This window comes from Aureispira anguillae (genome assembly GCF_026000115.1).
Taxonomy (GTDB): Bacteria; Bacteroidota; Bacteroidia; order Chitinophagales; family Saprospiraceae; genus Aureispira; species Aureispira anguillae.
The window spans coordinates 5,910,983-5,929,558 of the sequence record NZ_AP026867.1 but is presented as its reverse complement, the minus strand read 5'-3'; the positions used below and the strand labels follow the sequence as shown (position 1 = coordinate 5,929,558).

The 18,576-nt window shown below is 35.9% G+C and carries 13 protein-coding genes; 5 read left to right on the top strand and 8 right to left on the bottom strand.

Translation table 11 applies throughout. From position 1 onward, the window contains the following. Position 1 precedes the first annotated feature (1 nt). The 5 genes from AsAng_RS23290 to AsAng_RS23270 form a co-directional block, all read right to left on the bottom strand. Positions 2-1,753: a BatD family protein gene (locus tag AsAng_RS23290; protein ID WP_264789504.1), complete on the bottom strand. Its 1,752-nt coding sequence runs from the start codon at positions 1,751-1,753 to the stop codon at positions 2-4. 77 nt (positions 1,754-1,830) lie between these two features. Beyond that, positions 1,831-2,457, bottom strand: a complete 627-nt coding sequence (locus AsAng_RS23285) for a BatD family protein (protein WP_264789503.1) — start codon at positions 2,455-2,457, stop codon at positions 1,831-1,833. A 146-nt stretch (positions 2,458-2,603) separates the two neighbouring features. Further along, the gene (locus AsAng_RS23280; protein ID WP_264789502.1) at positions 2,604-3,416 is read right to left on the bottom strand and encodes a tetratricopeptide repeat protein; all 813 of its coding nucleotides are present in this window, start codon (positions 3,414-3,416) and stop codon (positions 2,604-2,606) included. Between the two features lie 23 nt (positions 3,417-3,439). Then, positions 3,440-3,922, bottom strand: a complete 483-nt coding sequence (locus tag AsAng_RS23275) for a methylated-DNA--[protein]-cysteine S-methyltransferase (RefSeq protein ID WP_264789501.1) — start codon at positions 3,920-3,922, stop codon at positions 3,440-3,442. 42 nt (positions 3,923-3,964) lie between these two features. Beyond that, positions 3,965-4,399, bottom strand: a complete 435-nt coding sequence (locus AsAng_RS23270; RefSeq protein ID WP_264789500.1) for a YbjN domain-containing protein — start codon at positions 4,397-4,399, stop codon at positions 3,965-3,967. Positions 4,400-4,687: 288 nt separating this feature from the next. On the opposite strand from AsAng_RS23270, the gene AsAng_RS23265 reads away from it, so the two are divergent. The 3 genes from AsAng_RS23265 (at position 4,688) to AsAng_RS23255 (ending at position 12,050) form a co-directional block, all read left to right on the top strand. Further along, entirely contained in the window at positions 4,688-5,836 is a 1,149-nt protein-coding gene (locus tag AsAng_RS23265; RefSeq protein WP_264789499.1) for a hypothetical protein, read from the top strand. A 215-nt stretch (positions 5,837-6,051) separates the two neighbouring features. Further along, positions 6,052-8,847, top strand: coding sequence for an outer membrane beta-barrel protein (locus tag AsAng_RS23260; protein ID WP_264789498.1), 2,796 nt, complete (start codon positions 6,052-6,054; stop codon positions 8,845-8,847). A gap of 458 nt (positions 8,848-9,305) precedes the next feature. Beyond that, positions 9,306-12,050, top strand: a complete 2,745-nt coding sequence (locus AsAng_RS23255; RefSeq protein ID WP_264789497.1) for a TonB-dependent receptor family protein — start codon at positions 9,306-9,308, stop codon at positions 12,048-12,050. Between the two features lie 230 nt (positions 12,051-12,280). Here AsAng_RS23255 and AsAng_RS23250 read toward each other — a convergent pair whose 3' ends face one another. The 3 genes from AsAng_RS23250 to AsAng_RS23240 form a co-directional block, all read right to left on the bottom strand. Beyond that, positions 12,281-12,982, bottom strand: coding sequence for a response regulator transcription factor (locus AsAng_RS23250; protein WP_264789495.1), 702 nt, complete (start codon positions 12,980-12,982; stop codon positions 12,281-12,283). After that, the gene (locus AsAng_RS23245; RefSeq protein ID WP_264789494.1) at positions 12,979-14,466 is read right to left on the bottom strand and encodes a sensor histidine kinase; all 1,488 of its coding nucleotides are present in this window, start codon (positions 14,464-14,466) and stop codon (positions 12,979-12,981) included. Before AsAng_RS23245 ends, AsAng_RS23250 begins: the two co-directional genes overlap by 4 nt. Positions 14,467-14,536: 70 nt before the next feature. Further along, the gene (locus tag AsAng_RS23240) at positions 14,537-15,898 is read right to left on the bottom strand and encodes a hypothetical protein (protein WP_264789493.1); all 1,362 of its coding nucleotides are present in this window, start codon (positions 15,896-15,898) and stop codon (positions 14,537-14,539) included. A gap of 401 nt (positions 15,899-16,299) precedes the next feature. On the opposite strand from AsAng_RS23240, the gene AsAng_RS23235 reads away from it, so the two are divergent. Continuing rightward, a complete protein-coding gene (locus AsAng_RS23235) occupies positions 16,300-17,070 on the top strand; it encodes a GLPGLI family protein (RefSeq protein WP_264789492.1) in 771 nt (256 codons plus the stop codon). 56 nt (positions 17,071-17,126) lie between these two features. Further along, a complete protein-coding gene (locus AsAng_RS23230; protein ID WP_264789490.1) occupies positions 17,127-18,530 on the top strand; it encodes a T9SS type A sorting domain-containing protein in 1,404 nt (467 codons plus the stop codon). The last annotated feature ends 46 nt before the right edge of the window (positions 18,531-18,576 follow it).

The window sequence follows — 18,576 nt, the reverse complement described above, 5'->3', positions numbered from 1 at the left end:
TTTAGCTCATTAATTGGATTAAAGCCTCACTTTCATGATAGACTTTTTCCATAGATTCTGTATTGGTCAAGCCTGCAAAAAGTGCCATTTCACAAGTTTGGAGAATAGACACTAGCGAGTCAATTTTTTCAACAGACATTTCCTGTTTGATCAATTTCTGGCGCACATTACTTTTTGTTAATTCCACCGTTGGAATATTGTACTTATCGCTAATAAATCCAAGTAATGCTTTTGAAATTTCATTAAAAAAGTCTTTTGAATTTTCTTGCATTAATGCTTGTTTGGCACTTTGAAGCCGTATGCTTGCCTCTGAACTTGCATTGTTACGCCTTTGTTCAGCAATAGGGAGATTATTGAGATTATTTTGTTTTTCTTTCCACTTAAATAGCCCTAATAGTCCTAAAAAGGGTAAAAAAGTTAAAATCCAAAAAATGACAGAACCCAAAAAGAAAGAAGTACGTTGGGGGCTAAAAGTTGCCTCTGCAAGTGGTGCTTTAAATGACATCAAGTCCTCTTTTGGCTCATCTACTACAAATACTTCTTTTTTGGCAGCATCTCGTTCAGCCTTGGAGGGCAATTGATTTTTTCCTTGAGTTACTTGAACCTGAAGGGTGGTATCTATCGTAATAAACTGCTTGGTTTCTGGATCAAAAAAAACAAATTTGGGTTGTATCGTAAGGGCTCCAGCTGCTTTGGGGGTTAAGACATAGTGAAACTCTTTGATGCCCCCTAAAAGACCTCCGCCTTCTCTAATGTCTTCATTGACCGTAGGAGGGAATTGATCAAAATATTTCTTGTTGATCCCTAAATTAGGAACGAGCACTTGTTTAATGTCTCCTTTTCCTCTCACTTGCAACGTAAGTTCTACCACCTCATCAGAGCTAATGTTATTCTTAGCAATATGTGCCTGCATGGTATAAGCTCCTACTGCTCCCGAAAAACCAGAAGCAGCGCCACCTAATTCTTTAACATTTAGTTCAACGGGCAAGCTTTTGAGCGTGTGTGAGATAAGACGAAAGGGGTTAAAGATGCTCCTGCCGTTATTGTTTGCAATACCCACCTCAACAATAGCAGGCTCTACAACAATAGTTCCTGGTTTTGATGGAAAAACAACAATTCTGCGAAGAATTTGAGTATAATATTGTTCTCCATCTACCACTACAATTTCTGGTTTGTCTGCAAAACTTCTAAGGTAATGCGAAAACATATTCTCAAAAGAAGGCTCTTTGATTAATTCCGTTTGCTCAATTCCCACTTGGGTATAGATTCGGATGTCAACGGTTATTTGTTCACCAACAACCGCATCTGTATTGCTCAACTCTGTCCGTAAAAATACTTTTTCTGCGATCTCTGAATTAGCGGTACTCTTTTTTTCAACGACCTTAACCGTAATGGGTTTACTTCTTAGTGTCTGTCCTGTATTGGTAATTACTTTTGCGGCTCCTATTTTATAGGTTCCAGGTTTATTGGCAACAACATAATAACTATAAGATTCGTTGGTAGAACTCTTGCCGTTGACATAAGAAAAGGATTGTCCAACGCTAGGTCCCTGCGCTTGGAGTCCATTAAAACTAGGAGGATCCAATTTTTTTACTTTTGCATTTTTTAGTTGAAAAGAGACCTCAAAAGGATTTCCAACTAAGACCTCACTAGCATTACAAACAGCTTCAAAGACTACTTGACCTAAGCTAACAGAGGGAAATAGTCCAATGCAAAAAAATAAAATTAAATAGGATGTTTTAATTGCCTTCAAGTTGATTTGTGATAATTTATATTTGATATAATTTATATTTCTTAGGAGTTCTGTTCTCTTTTTATAGAACCAAGGGGCTATATTTTATAAACCTTTTCTTTCTTTTTAGGTTTTTTTATAGGCGTTTGGTTGGGGTTGTATTCATAGTGATAATTAGGAGGTAATGCTTGTAACTTATCTTCAAAGTTTTTCATCATATCGTCCAAGCCTTGTCTAGGATTAGTTCCTTGGTTAAAGAAAGGATCATTAAAGAAAGGGCTATTAAAAAAAGGATCTTGGAAGGCGTTGTTCAAAGGATTGTTATAGTTCGGTCGATCAATGGATTCTACGACTACAATTGCTATATCATTGGTTACCAACATTCCCATTTCTGTTTCGATACTAGCCGCTGAAATATTGTAAATTCCTAGATCTACAGGAGTTAAAATGAAGGTATAAGTCATAGATTGAGTCATATCCCCATTAATAATGGACATAGATTGACTTGTCATGGGGCCTGCTACCACCTGAAATCCTTCAAAACTAGGAGCTTCAAAGCGAGCAATGGCTTTGGTATTTTTTAAGGTAAATTTTATTTCGAATTGTTCCTCTAGACCTACTGTGTCATAGGTTTCAACATAAAAGGAACTAACTTTGTCTTGTTGTGCAAAACTTGAAAATCCCGTTAGCAATCCTAACAGGATTAGAAAGACTTGATTTTTCATAGTTTTATTGTATTAAGTGTATTAAAAAATATGTTACGTCTTGGTTGGTATTAAACAAGCTATTAGCAAATAAAATTAATTTTAAACAAAAAATAGACGCAAGTATAAAATTTAAAGATGATTAACAAGGTTTTAACGCATCCAGTTTACCAAGCCTTTTCAGGGTTTTTATTTTTTGCTCGTTTGCGCTTCATTAGCTTTTCTTGCACCTTTTTGTCATCTTGCTCTATGATTTCCAATAATCGATCTACTTCATCTTTTGTTAATTCTTGAAGATCAATGGCTTTCCCCTCTTGTTTGCTTTGATTGTCAATCGGCTTATTCTCAGACTCATTTTCTTGTTGATCTTGTTCTTTCTGCTGGTCTTGCTGATTTTTTTGATCTTGCTCTTGATTTTTGTTTTGGTCTTGCTCCTTTTGTTGATCTTGTTCTTTCTGCTGATTTTTATTTTGCTGTTGTTGCTGCTGTTGCTGTTGACGCAATAATTTATAAGCAGTTGCTAGGTTATTTTTAGCATCGTAATCTTGGGCATTGCTTCGCAATGCATTTTTGTAAGCATCAATAGCTTCGCCAAGTTGTTTCTGTCCCTGTTCATTGAGCATAGCAGGTCCTTGCCCCTGTTGTTGCATATTTTTTTGTGCTTGAGCCAGACGAGTATTACCTAAGTTGTACAGTGCTTGAGCTTTTTGCTGTTGATCTTCGGTTTGAGTTGCTGCATTTTGGTAATAAGTTGCCGCCTCATCATATTTTTGGCGTTTAAACAAAGAATTCCCTAAATTAAAGTTGCCCTTTAAAGAATTGCTGTTTTGTTCTAAGGCTTTTTGGAAATTTTTTTCAGCCGTTTCAAAATCTCCTTTTTGATAAGCAACCGTTCCATTTAATAACGCAGAATGTTCGGATTGTGCCTGAATAAGGCTACAGGAAAGCAGGGATAGAAATAAGATATAATAATACTTCATGATATTTCTTCATAAGGGAGTAATTAAAACAATTTATTTTGTTTGCCGTATAATTTAGATTTTTCTAATTCTAGCAATAATCGTTTTGCCTCTAAACCATACGCAAAACCCGTTAAACTACCATCGGTTCCAATAACACGGTGGCAAGGCGCTATAATAGCAAATGGATTGTTTCCAACACAACGCCCAACTGCACGAACTGCTCGTTTTGAGCTTACTTTTTCGGCAATTTTTAAATAGGTACTTGTTCTACCATACGGAATATTAAGCAATTCATTCCATACTTGTTGCTGAAACTTGGTGCCTTGAGATAAATCTAACTCAACACTAAACTGTTCAAGCCCTTCATTAAAATAAGCATCTAATTCTTTAACGCATTGCATCATATAAGGAGCTAACTGCCCCGAAAAATTCTGGACAGTATCATCAATACGAATAGACGTTATTTTTTGCATACTTCCTGTAATGACAAAACGTCCAATGGGAGAATTATAATACGTTTTCATTTTAATAAAAAACTAAAAATAGAATCTATAGAAATGGGTTATTTATCTTGGAGGAATTCCTGGTTCTCCACTATTAAAATAGCGTTTGAATAACATTGGAGAAAAATTGCTAACGTATTTACTGATTAACATAATCATTGCATACGCTTCTTCAACATCTAGCCCTTCTGCTACTCTAGTACCTTTTAGTACTACTTTTTCTCCATGAACAGAGAACGCCACGCCACAAAGCTGCAAATTGATTTGTAGCAACTCCCTAAACAAAACTGCTTGTGATTCTTCAGGAATTTCCATTACTGGGGCGACTACCTGTAAGTAAACGACCTTTTCAATAGGGTCATTCCAAACATCAATCCAAATTGTATATTCTCCTCGGTGTAAGGTCCATTCTCCTTCTTGCTCTCCTCTAAATTTAGCAGGTTCTAAACCTATTTTATGAATAGCCTGTTCAACGGTACTATAATATTTTTTTAACATCTGTAAGTTGGGTATGCTTTATTGTTCTAGGTATATTGCTTGCTAAGTTAATACAATTGGAATTCATTTAGTAAACAACATACAATGTATGATATTTGATACTAGAATATCTGAAGTTTAATGAATAGGTTTTGACTCAATATTCAATAAAGAATGATATTTTTTACCCAAAATTATGAAAAGTATTGCATATTTATGTACATCGATACGCTAATGTTTTCTTAAAGCTGTAAATACTACTTTGGGCTACCTAGCTACTTATTTGGATCAGATTAAAAAATAAAAACTATGTTTCGTTCCATTCGATCAATTTGGATAAATTGGCAGACTCTATTGCGTTTAGTAGCGGCCTTTGCGATTCCATATTTACTTTTTTCTAGTTTGATGACGGTGGCTGCTGTTCATATCAACGAAGCGTTGGAGGGGGGCAATAGTAGACCAAGGTTAGGGCTGATGGGAAAGGAGCATCTGCCGTTAAATTTATTGAAGGAATTTCAGCAAAAAACAAATATCGTTGCTTTGGGAGAAGAAGGTGACTTATTGTTGATGTTGGAAGCCGATAGTATAGATTTGGGCTTAGTTATTCCAAGTGATTTTTATCAGGATAGCAGTTACAACGGAACAATTAACGCCTATTATAACTCGATGCAAAATAGGGTAGCAGTAGAAGATGCTTTGGATATATTAGAATCCTATGAGAAAAATATTGTTGCTCAAACAATAGAAAATATGGGAATGGATGCTAGGCTTGTTCATCCAATTAAGGTAAAAAAAAGCAATACATTTAATGCTTTGGTGATGTTGGGTAAAATTATGGAACAAGTAAAAGGAGCTTTATCTAATGTTTTGAATTTGTTGTTTGTTCTATTAATTCTTTGGATGGTGCGCAACCTAGTCTTGCGAGCCTCAACCATTGCTCCACCTAAATTTGGTCTAAACCTAATCCTTATTTTTATTGGGACATTGTTGGCTATGCTTTTAGTATTTGTTGGTTTTCAATTGGGAATGAATTCTGAGCAGGAGGGAATGGTAAGAGGCATTCTATTGAGCATACAACAACTATTAGTCTGGGATAAATTGGGCAGCAGTTTTCTTTTGTGGTGCCCTACTTGGTTATTTATTATTGGTCTATTGGGCTGGGTGGTTTCATCGAGTAAGACGACAGTAGATGCTTATGTTCGTACATTTTGGGTCGCTGTCTTATTGCATATAATAGCATTTTGGGGGCAAGTGCCAATTGCTGAAATGACAGCTTTAACAACATATATACCCGTATTTAATGTATTCAGCATTGGGCAATTGGCAATGAAGGGAACCTTAGACAGTACTACATGGTATTTGGCTTTTGGGGCTACCTTAGTCAGTGCTATATTGGTTAATGGTCTTTGGTTTAGGTATTATAAGAAAAATCTGCTTGCTAAGAAAAATAATGAATAGTCTGGCTGTTTGGGGCTACATTTTTTATGGTGAGGCGTAACTAATCTTCAGAATTGGTATTAATAGAGAGAATTTAACAGAATTTGATAGGATGGATATGGAGTAAATGTGTTTTAGCAATTCATAAAGTTATGTGAAGGTTTTTATTTACTTCTTATTTTAGGTGAATTTTATCGTTTTTGTGAAATTAATAATAACCCCAAAATAACGAACAGATGCTCTCTCGAACAATTTTATTGTTGGTGTTTCTCTTTGGTAGTCACCAACAATTATCAGCCCAAAAAACTTATGATGTAAAAGGCACATTAACGGATGAAGAAGGAAACCCGCTCATTGCGGCAACCGTTGTTTTATTACAGTTGGCAGATTCTTCTTTTGCCGATTATGGCCTATCTACCGATAATGGAAAGTTCAAATTATCAGCAGAACGAAATAAAAACTATCAGCTTCAAATTAGTTATGTGGGGTATACACCCTTTCTCAAGGATATTTTACTGGATAAAGATTACGATTTAGCAACGATTACGCTCAAGGAGTCAACGAATATGTTAGAAACGGCACAAATCGAAGCAGAACATATTCCAATTCGCATGAATGGAGATACCTTAGAATTTAATTCAGCAGCATTTAATGTTCAAGCGCACGATGATGTAGAGGGGCTGTTGGAACAAATGCCTGGTGTTGAAATAGACGAGGATGGAACCGTAAAAATTAACGGTAAGAAGGTTGAGAAAATATTGGTGGATGGCAAAGAATTTTTTGGTGAAGATGTCCAAACGGCATTAAAAAACTTACCCGCAGATGCCATTCAAAAGGTAGAGGTTTACGATAAAAAAACGGACAAAGAGGCATTGACAGGCAAGGATGACAAAGCAGATAATAAAACCATCAATTTAACGCTCAAAGAGGATAAAAAAGTTGGCTTTATGGGAAATATAGAGGCAGGATATGGTTATTATCCTACAACTCATCGTTACAAAAGTAGTCTGAGCCTCAACTATTTTAACCCTAAAATGAGAATTTCTGTTATTGGGGCAGCCAACAATGTTAATAAAGCAGGTTTTACCTACAAAGATTTTCAGGGAATGACAGGGGGCTATGATAATTTTATGTCGGGGCATTCTGGAATGTCAATAGGGCAAAATTGGAACGATCCTGTGATGAACCTTTTGTGGGGAGGGGGAAGAAGTGGTGAAACACGAGCAATAGCAGGGGGAATGAATATGAATTTTTTCTTGTCGGAAAAAACAGAGTTGAGTACGCATTATATGTATACCAATGCCGATAAACGACAATTTACCAAGACATTTAATCGATCGATTACCCCAGAGAATTTTTACACAAGAAATGGCTCCAATTCACAAATTTTGTTGGCACAACGCCATATCTTTAATACAAAGTTTTCGCATAAATTTGACAGTACTCAAGAGTTGCGTTTTCGCTTAAAAATGAAATACACCAGTTCCGATGATAGATCCGATCGATTGACAGAAACCTTGGGGGAAAGTGATACGCTGGAGAATAGCATCAATCAAAATTCTCAAACGGATGAAAGTGGATTTGGAATTATTAGCAACCTGCATTATCAAAAAAAATTAAAGAAAAAAGGTCGTTCCTTGTGGGCGAATGTCGCTTTGGCTTATGCTAACAACGGGAAGGTATTTGAAACCTACTCTAATACGAATATTTACGATCAAATGTTGATTGTCGAAAGGGATACATTAAACCAAGTTCAGAATTCTACCAATGGAAAATCTGTTTATGGGGCAGAATTTGCTTATACGGAACCACTAGGCGAAAAAAATCATTTAGAAATAAAGTTGGTTGGTGGATTTAGTCACGAAGATACCGATAGAAAGGTTTTTGATTGGTACGAACAATTGTCTGTTCCCAATGCTGCTTTGACGGATTTATACACCAAGCAGTACAATTTTCAAGTGTTCACTACTACTTTTGAACATGAAGCAGATAAAATTTCTATCCAAACCAGTTTAGGGATTCAGCATAGTGGGTTAAGGGGAGTATTGGCTTCAAGCTCCTCTACCATTCGTCAAGACTATTATTATCCTATAGGTAATATTGATTTTGAATATAAGTTTAGTGATAGCAAGAAATTTGGAATTTATTATAGTACAGATGTTGATGAGCCAAGTTTGGATCAATTGCAACCCATGTTGAACAATCAAAACCCGTTGTCAATTCGTTTAGGAAACCCCAATTTGATACCAGAATATAAACACAACTTTTGGTTGAACTACAATCTTTGGGATCAGTTGTCATTTACTTCTTTTTATATGAGCCTATATGGAGAAATTAGGCAAAACTCAATTAGTACTAAACAAACAATTGACGAGACGTTTAGAACCGTTTATCAACCCATCAATTTTGGTACTAGTTATAGGGGAGGAATGTATTTTGGCTACAATGCAGAAGTGAAAAAAATTATCAAATTTAGTGTTCGTGGTGGTTTGAACATCAACCAACGTCCAATCTTGTTAAACGAAGTAGCATCAGGGCAACTGAATCACAACTATAACCTATCGTTGTCTATTGGCAATAAAAAGAAAAAGGTATTTGATGTTTCTCTCTCCGCAAATGTAACATTAGGAAATACGGTTTATGCTGGAAATAACTCCCTAGATGTAACCTATCTTAGCCATAACTATACAGGAAAATTTAGAGTAACGATTGCTAAGAAATGGAATATTAAAACGGATTTTAAATATAGTATTTATGACGATTTAGGATATGGAGAAGCCTTTGCTATTCCTGTTTGGTCGGCAAGTTTGGGACGTACTTTCTTAAAAGGAGATGCGTTAAAAATTGAATTGAGTGCAGAGAATATACTTAACGAGGCGTTTAGTGTAAATCGTTATACTTGGAATGGGAATGTCTCTGAAACACAAAGGAATTTATTAGGACGTTATTTTATGTTGTCTGCTGCATATAAGATCAATAAAATGGGCGGAAATGAGCCTAAGTCGGGTAACAGTCCTATTATGATCTATTAACATTATTTTGTTGTGTACAGGACAACCCCAGCTTGCTGACTCACGAGCAAAGCGAACTATAAGTATGAACGAAGTGAACGATGTAAGCTTGTAGCTAAAGCTACAAAGGCAAAGCCCGCTCATGAGGAACGAACTAAGCGTAGCGACCTCACGAACGAAGTGAGCTAGTAGCTAAACAATTGGACTTAAATAAAGTAAGGGATTAATGGAACTATTTTTCAGATCTTAGATCAAGCTATACCGTTGATGTATTACATCAAGCCTGCTCGATCATTACATTCGTTTAGAGGTTAGCCCCTATCATAGCCTAATAGGGGCTAAACTCTAAAAGCAAAGCGGTCTAGAATTTAAGATCGAAATATAGTTTTAGTCTTATTAAAAGAATATGTTTTGTACTAAGAATACTTTATTTAGTGTTAGAAAAGCGTATTTTTGTATAAGGATTATATATATGTTTTTTGAGTTCCATTATCTCTATTTTTATGCGTTTTGCTTTGTTCTATATTTCTTTTACCCTACTTCTTTTTTCTTATGATTTAACGGCTCAACGAATAATAAAGGTTAATGGGGCGGTTCTAAATGAAGAAAATAAACCACTTGTTGCTGCAACAGTAGTCTTATTAAATCTACCAGATTCTTCTTTTGCTTCTTATGGCTTAACAAATGACCAAGGGCGGTTTCAATTGGATGGCAAACGAGATAGTTTGTATTTGTTGCAAATCAGTTATTTAGGATATACGCCTTATCTGAAAAAAATATACCTATCAAAAGATACCTTACTCGAAACTATACAACTCCAAGATGCCACAAAAACACTAGAAGCCATAGAAATTACGGCTGAGCATATTCCTGTTCAAATGCGGGGGGATACTTTGGCCTTTAACTCGGCAGCCTTTCATGTTCGTACCCATGATAATGTTGAAAGTCTGCTAAAACAACTCCCTGGATTGGAAGTTGATGAAAATGGAGAAATAACCGTCAATGGAAAAAAAGTAACAGAAGTGTTGGTCGATGGTAAAACATTTTTTGGAGAGAATGCTCAGATTGCCCTCAAAGGCTTACCCGCAGATGCTATAAAAAAAATAGAAATAACCAGCACAAAAAAAGACAAGGATGGGTTAGAGTTGACCAATGATGAAAAAACGATTGATCTAAAACTGAAAAAAAATGCCAAACGTGGTGTTTGGGGAGTTATAGAGGCAGGGTATGGCAGCACGGTACCCCCTAGGGCTAGCTTAAATTCTTCTTCTAATTTAGGAAACCATCGTTATCTTGGGAACTTAATGCTTCATTATTTTAGCCCAAAAATTAAATTATCTCTATTAGGTGCTTCTAATAATGTAAATGAGAGTGTTTATGTAAGTGCTGCGGGACAAGACGCTGTTGAGCTAAGTCCCTCTCGTTCGGCAATTACTAGAACCTTATTAGGGGGAATGAATTTGAATGTCTCTTTTTCGAAAAAAACCAGTGTAGGATTAAGTTATAACTATGTGAATAGCTTGATCCGATCTGAAAAAACGTCATTTTTAGAGTCGGTATTACCGAATAATCGGTATGTTAGAAATAGCCAAAATCAAAATGAGTCGTTGCCTCAAAAACATATTTTTTATAGTAAGTTCAAACATGAGTTTGATAGTACTCAGAAAATTAATTTTTATTGTCGTGTCAATTATCAATTCACACTTAATGAAAAGAGCTATGAAGCAACAACGAGTGGCGAATCTGATCAGTTAGAAAACCAAATCATCCAAAATTATGACAATAATCCAATTAACTGGTCTATAAATCCTAGGCTGAATTATCAGAAAAAATTTAAAAAAAAGGGGCAAGAACTTGTGGCGAATCTTGTCTTAGGGTTTAGGTTTAACCCAACATTCTCTTATAATTATTCCTTAACAAATCTATACAATAATAATGGGATGTTGGAGACGGTAGATACCTTGGAACAGGAGCAAAGTCGAGTAGGAAAAAGCCAAAAATATACAGGAAACATCATTTTTAGACTACCAATAGGCAAACAAAATAAATTACAATTTAGAGCCCTAGCAGGAGTACACAATGGGCAAAATAATCAATTGGTATATGATATTGAATCGTCTCATAGAGTAGAGAACGATAGTCTTTCGGATGCTTATTGGAGGCATAACAATTACCAAGAACTAAAAATGACTTTTAAACGCAAAACAGATGCTTATCATTTGGATGTCGGGCTTGCGGTCAAAAGAAGTGCTTTGGAGGGAGTGGTGGCCTCCAATGCAAGTCGAATCAATCAAGCATTTTATTTTCCAATTGGAAACCTGAGGTTTCGCTACTTATTTTCTAAAAGTAAAAACATTACATTTAACTATACTACTCGATTCTCAACGCCTCGTATAGACCAATTACAGCCTGTTGTTAACAACCAAAATCCTTTGTCCATTCGGCTTGGTAACCCCGATTTATTGCCAGAATACCAACACAATATTCGTTTGGGGACAACTATTTGGGATCAGTTGACAGCGACCAATTTCTATGCAAATCTCAACCTAAATATTGTACAAAACTCAATCATCCAATCTAGGGTTTTTGATGAAAATTTTAGAGCAATTACAGTACCAATTAATAGCGAATTGACGTATCGGGTTAGTGCTTATTTGGGATGTAATAAAACGTTCAAAAAGTTGGGCATAAAACTGGGAATAAGGGGAGGTGCCAATTTGAATAGACGTCCAATTATGCTGAATACAGAATTCACCAAGCAACTCAATCAAAATTATAATGGTAGTCTAACCTTAAGTAATAAAAAGAAAAAAATCATAGATTGCTCGATTGCTGCCCAATTTTCTGTAGGACATTCTACTTACGAAAACAATGATGCCTTAAAGGTAACGTATATCAACCATAGTTATAGAGCAAAAATAAGAGCAACCATCGCTAAAAAGTGGAACTTACAGACTTCTTTTGATTACAGAGTTTATGCCAATACGGGATACAATGCGGCAATTGCAGTTCCGCTTTGGTCAGCAAGTTTTTATAGAACCTTCCTGAAAGATGATTTATTAAAGGTAGAAATCCTTGCCCAAAATATATTAAATGAAGCCGTTCAAGTAACTCGATCCAATCAGGATGGGATAATTTCTGAGAATCAATCTATTTTATTGGGGCGTTATCTCATGTTGAAGGTATCGTATCAGATTCGCCGCAAAACTTCTCGCAATCGATAAACTAAAGAAAAATCAATAAAATGGTCTTCTCTACCCGATGATTTTTGTGAAAATTAAAATTGGGGCAGCTTTTATCTATTTTTAGATCGCTTTGCTCTTAGATATTAAATCCCAATTACAACTTAATTGGGATTTAATATCTAAGCGTGAAACGATCTAACCTCTAAGATAGGGCTAGAAAAAGCCCATTCTGTTAAATTTTAAAAACCATCGTGTAGCGTAAAAATGGTCTATTCTTCGATCAAAAAATGGTAGCCAACCCCACGTAATGTGATAATTTTTATTTTGGGATCTTTCTTAAAATATCCCCTCAATTTGGTAATGTAAACATCTAAATTGCGAGAATTAAAAAAGGAGTCGTCGCCCCATACCTTATCCAAAATGACTTGCCGATGCAAGGTTTGGTTTATATTTTGGGCAAAAAGTTTTAGTAACTCTACTTCTTTGTGTGATAATTTGATGGGGTCGCCACCCAAGTATTCCATCATGTATTTGTGGGTATAAAAAATAAAATTGCCAAGGGGTACTTGGTAGGGCGTAGTGGCGGTAAGCATTGATTTTCCTTTGGTGAGTGCCATTAGATTTTGAATGCGAACGTTCAACTCTTCTATGCTACAAGGTTTGCGAATATAATCATTGGCACCAACCTCAAAGCCTTGTAGAACATCTTGTGTTTGATCTTTGGCCGTAAGGTAAATAATTGGAAGCTCAGGAAAATGCTTTTTTACGATCTGTCCAATCTCAAAGCCATCTATGTTTGGCAGCATTACATCTAAAACACAAATATCAGGTTGAAAATTCAAAAGTTCGGCCTCTGCAAATCGACCGTCACGCACCAAACACACCTCATAGCCACGGCTTTCCAAACTCTCTTTAATTATTTTAGAAAGAAAAATTTCATCTTCTACATAAAAGATTTTGATAGCACTCATGAATTAGAAGCTTTAGGAAGTGAAATAATAAATGCTGTGCCTTGCCCTTCTGTACTACTGACGGTAATGGTGCCGTGATGTTGTTGAATGATATTTTGAACATAGTTTAGCCCCAATCCATAGCCTTTAATTTGGTGTAAATTTCCCTCAGGCACCCTAAAAAATTTATTAAAAATTTGATCTAAATATTCCTCAGGAATTCCCTTTCCATTATCCGAAACAATAATTTGTGTAGTTTGCTCTGTTGTATTGCTTTTTATATGAATAATGGGTGGTCGATCAGCGCTGTATTTTAAGGCATTATCGATTAAATTGTAAATGACATTGGTAAGGTGAATTTTATCGGCATAGACTTGGAGTGTTGGTGGAATTGCCGTTATATCTAAGCTAGCATTTTGCTTTTCGAGCTGTAATTGGAGCGAATTGGCAATGGTTGCTATCAATCGACTCAATAAAAATATTTCTGGGTCAATTTGCAGTGTATCTTGTTCAAAAAGAGAACTTTTTAGTACTTTTTCAACCAAAATAGAAAGCCGATTTAGTTCATTTTTAGAAATGCTAATGTACTCTTTGGTACGAGTCGGATCTTCTAAACCATTAAAACTTTCTAAGGCTTCTAAAGCTGCCGATACCGTAAAAATAGGCGTTCGCAACTCATGGGTGATGTTGCTAATTAAGTCATTCTTGATGCTAACTAAGCGATTTTGTTCCTTTAGGTTATTTAGAATATAATAAAAAGCAATCGTAATAATTGCCAACAATAGCAAACCCATCAGAAATTCAAACCACATTTCTTGGCAAATATAGCTTGGATAATGCTGCATCTTTAGGCTGTACTTAGCACCTGTAGCTGTTTCAATAAAAAAACGATCTCGATGGCTATCTTCTAAGTCAATGGAATCTTTTAGGTAGAGAATGTTGTATTGAATCGGTATGTTAGTAGCTAATAATTGACTATCTAACTTAACTGCTAGTAGTTGTTCATCTAGATTTAATTCTTTTAAAATAAAAGTAAGCCCTTGCTCTATATTTTCCATGATTGTATTTACAGAGCCTTCTAAGGGGGGAATCTGGAGGTTTATATTTCCTTTTTGTTGGGTTAAAAAAGGAAAAGGAATGGAGTCGATGCTAAATTCAACACTTATCTCTTCTTTTTGATTGACGAACAAAAAGGAATCCGTAACAAGATTGGTTTTAGCGGTATCTATAATGATTTTTTTTATAAGGGTATGAACCGAAGTATCTTGCTGTTTAATGTTAGACCAGTCAATAGAGTTGGTAACAGAGGTAATAACCCTTTTTGAAAACTCCTTATTCTCTACTTCCTTGATGGACTTTAGCCATAAATAACTTACTTCTGTTTGCAGTTCATCAATTTTGTCTTGATAAATGTTTTGCAACCAAACAGCCAAAAAAACTACTAAAAATAGTAGACTTATACCAAAGAGGATTTTGGAATTCCGATATCGTTGTTCAAAGTTCATACCCTAAGATAAGGAAGATATAAACGCCTTGGTTGATTTATTAACCTTAATTAACCTTATTCAAGGTACTTCAACGTTGTTTGATATAGCATTTTTGTTTGCTATCATAGACAAAAATAGTTTGTTTCTCTGCTGAAGACTGAATAAGTTCATTGGTTCCATCTTGATCCAAATCCTTAAACCTTATCGTATATTCGGTACCCGTAGGAGGTCCTTGAGGGGAATAGGAAAGTGGAGTGGTTTGATGGTCGCAGGAAGCATAGTTGTTTTTATGGCTATAAACAAGCTGCCCAACTCGTTCTGCAAACGATAAGATTCTATAGGTTTGGGTGCAACCCTCTTTTTCTAACTGTGTGACTTCATCAATAATTTCATCAATGCCATCGCCATTAACATCCTGAATATTTGCTTTAGAAAAATTGATGCCCACATATAAGATCCCTGCAATTACCCATTGATCTCCATCACAACGAATTTTTATGGCTTTGCGTTTAGGGCTGTTATTAGGAGCCATAAAACTATTGCTATAAAACAAATAATCTACCTGATATGGCGTAGAAAAATGAGCAGAACAAACGCCTTCAACTTGGAAATTTTGGTTTGGCTTTTTATTGAGATATTGTTCCACTGTTCTAATCGCAGGATGCCCAGGAGTTAGGATTCCGTCAGCAAAGGCTTGTGAATGACAAGCTTCTTTTATAGGAGAGACAAAAGTACGAGTCTTACGATCGTAAATTAGAAAGGCAGCAGTACTATCAAGGTCTGCTTGTTCTAATATTTCTTGAGCGCCTTTTCCTGTTTGATAATTCTTGGTAAATCGCTTTAAGAGAATTCCTTTTTCATTGTTTTGCTCGTGAGAACTTAGCGTGTAAGAAATAAAAGGCAGCTCGGTCTGAGGCTGAAAACCCATCCAGTCAATATCTTGGCAATTGTGTTTTTCTTTTTGTTGATATAATTGCTGAATTTGATGATTCTGAAGAGAGATAATAGCACAGCCATCTACGCAGTATTTATTGGTATACGAAAAGCTATATAGGCATTCTAAAATGCCATCTCCTGTTACATCTGCAAAACTATTTTTGGACAAGACCGCTCCGATGGGTAAAGTGCCTACAGTGGCAATTTCCCAGTTTGAATCTTGACAGACAATTTTGACGATTTTTCGTTTATAGTGAGCTGTTTTTTGTACTGGTTCTTTGAGCCAAAAAACATAATCAATTTGATTGGTTTTGGTAAAAGAACCTTTTACAATACCTCCAATTTGTAAGCCTTGATTTTGTGTTTGGGAAGTGATCTGTTGCAATAACTGATTAAGCTCAAGTTCTGACGGCGGTGGGCAACTTCTGGTTTGTGCAAATGATGTTGCTTGGAAAATCAATAGAATAAATACTAAATGGAGGTTTGGTATGAATTGGTAGGGACATGAATTCATAGAATGTATAATTGTGATTCTAGTTGAAAAAGGGGATGATTATTACATGAGCTAGCAAAGCTAGGTTATCGGTCTATTGGAATTTTGGGATGTTGTTAAAATGTGATAGAATTAACAATTAAAGCAGCAAGTTACAAACTATATATTAAAAAATCAGCATGTATAATAAGTTGTTTTATATAGTTTGTGATATAATAAGTTCTTTTTTATATAGATATAAAAAAGAAAAAATGGTCTGTTTTATTGCCCAAAATGCGAAAAATTTCCTTTTAACCTTAATTAACCTTATTCAAGTTCCCTTAACCTTGGAGCGCATTACCTTTGTAGAGTATTAATAATAAAAGTTCTTTGACTGCCATTGGGTGATCGACGAGCAATTTGTTTAAATCAAACCATAAAAAATGAAAATATTATTTGTATTCCTACTTTGCGCTCTAACTACTATAAGAGGATTTGCCCAAAAAACAGAAGGTACCATTCATTATAAAGAAACCATTAAATTGGATATTGATTTTGATAATATGAAGGGCTTGACAGAAGAAATGAAAGCGATGATTCCTAGCGAACAATCCACCAATAATGTGTTGTTTTTTAATGAAGAAGCGGCGCTATATACCAATGTTGATGTGAATGAAGATAAGGATATTGATTATAAAAGTGATGACGAAGATGTTCAAATTCAAATCAAAATGGATGCCCCAGAACAGGCCTATTATTATGATTTTAAGAATAAAGAGTCAATTGAACGACAAGACTTATTCGGCAAAACATTCTTGATTACAGGAAACAAAAAGAAAAAATGGAAGATAACAACTGAATCTAAAGAAATCCTAGGCTACACTTGCAAAAAAGCAATCTCAATGGCTGATGAAGGGGAGGCAATGGAAGCTTGGTTTACCACTGAAATTCCCTCATCTGTAGGACCTCGTGGCATAAATGATTTACCTGGTGCTGTATTGGCGTTTAGCATGAAAGATGGGCAGTATGAGGTAGTTGCTACCCAAATTGACTTTGAAAAAGTAGACCCTAAAAAAATTGTCAAGCCCAAAAAAGGAAAAAAAGTAAACCGCAAAGAGTATCAAAAGATTGTAGAGGCTAAGCAAAAGGAAATGGCCGAAATATACGGAGGGAATGGAAATGTTATCCTCAAAACAGAGACCATTGAACGATAGTAGACAAATAAATTATTTAAAAAAATATCAAGTTAAGTATGTGTGTTTTTAAAATAATGCTGTGTACTATATTCGTAATTACATGGTGCAATATTCATAGCAACGCTCAGGAAACTTGGGTGAAAATAGATTGTGGAACAGAGTTTACGGTAGGACTAAAATCGGACGGCAGTTTGTGGTCTTGGGGATTTAATGCTAATGGCCAACTGGGCTTGGGGCATACACTTACTCAGTTGGAACCTATACAAGTGGGAACGGATACGGATTGGGTAGATATTTCTACAGGGGGATTCCATTGTTTAGCATTGAAGAGCAACGGTAGTTTGTGGTCTTGGGGAGGAAACTTTAGTGGGCAATTAGGAATTGGAAACCAAAGCCAGCAAGCAGTACCTGTACAGGTAGGAATAGATACTACTTGGCAAATTATTGAAGCAGGAACAGAACATTCTTTGGCTATTAAAAAGGACAGTAGTTTGTGGTCTTGGGGAGGGAATATGAATGGGGAACTAGGCTTGGGAAATTTAATTACTGTTACGACTCCTACTCAAGTGGGAGGAACTTATGATTGGTTGTCAATTTCTGCAGGAACGGATCATTCTTTAGGAATAAAGTCGAATCATACCTTATGGTCTTGGGGAGGGAATACAAAAGGACAATTGGGGAATGGAACAATAAATTCCCAGCAGGTACCCGTACAGGTAGGAAGCAATAGCAATTGGATGACAATAGCGGCAGGAATGGGGTATTCCTTAGCACTTCAATTAGATAGCACCTTATGGTCTTGGGGGGTAAATAGTGGTAGCCAGTTAGGGAATGGGACAACGATTGATGAATTAACTCCAACACAGATTGGGATTGGACACCAATGGAAATATATTTCAGCAGGAGCAGTACAGGCGTTGGCTATTAAGAATAATCATACTTTATATGGGTGGGGCTATAATCTTTATGGGCAGTTAGGAAATGGGAGTGCTTCTGTTCAATCTTTTCCAGTATTAATTGGCACTGCTTCGAATTGGGAAATGGTTGCTACAGCACAGGGGTTTCTGAGTTCAGCAGGCTTCCATGGCTTGCATAGTGCTGGAATCAAAGGAAGTTTAGATGTAATTTGTACTTCAGGTGATAATAGCTTGGGGCAATTAGGTAATAATTCTACAGTGAGCAGCCTCTCTTTTACTTGTGCTACAGGACTGTTATTAGCTAGCAATAAAATAAAGAATGAAGCGCCAGTTTTGGTGTATCCTAATCCCACCAATGGTCTGATTCATATTGTTACCGCTATGGATAAATTAAGCCCCAACTATTATCGGTTATATTCAATAGAGGGCAGGTTGGTTTTAAATGGGAAGGCTCAAAAAAGTAATTTTGAGCTTAACTTAGAAGGATATCCTAAAGGTGTTTATTACCTAGAGCTTAAAACGGAGAAAGAGCATTCTTGCCATAAGATAGTACTGAAATAATAGCGTTGTATTCCATGTTTTGTTCTGATCATTAGTATTCTATTTC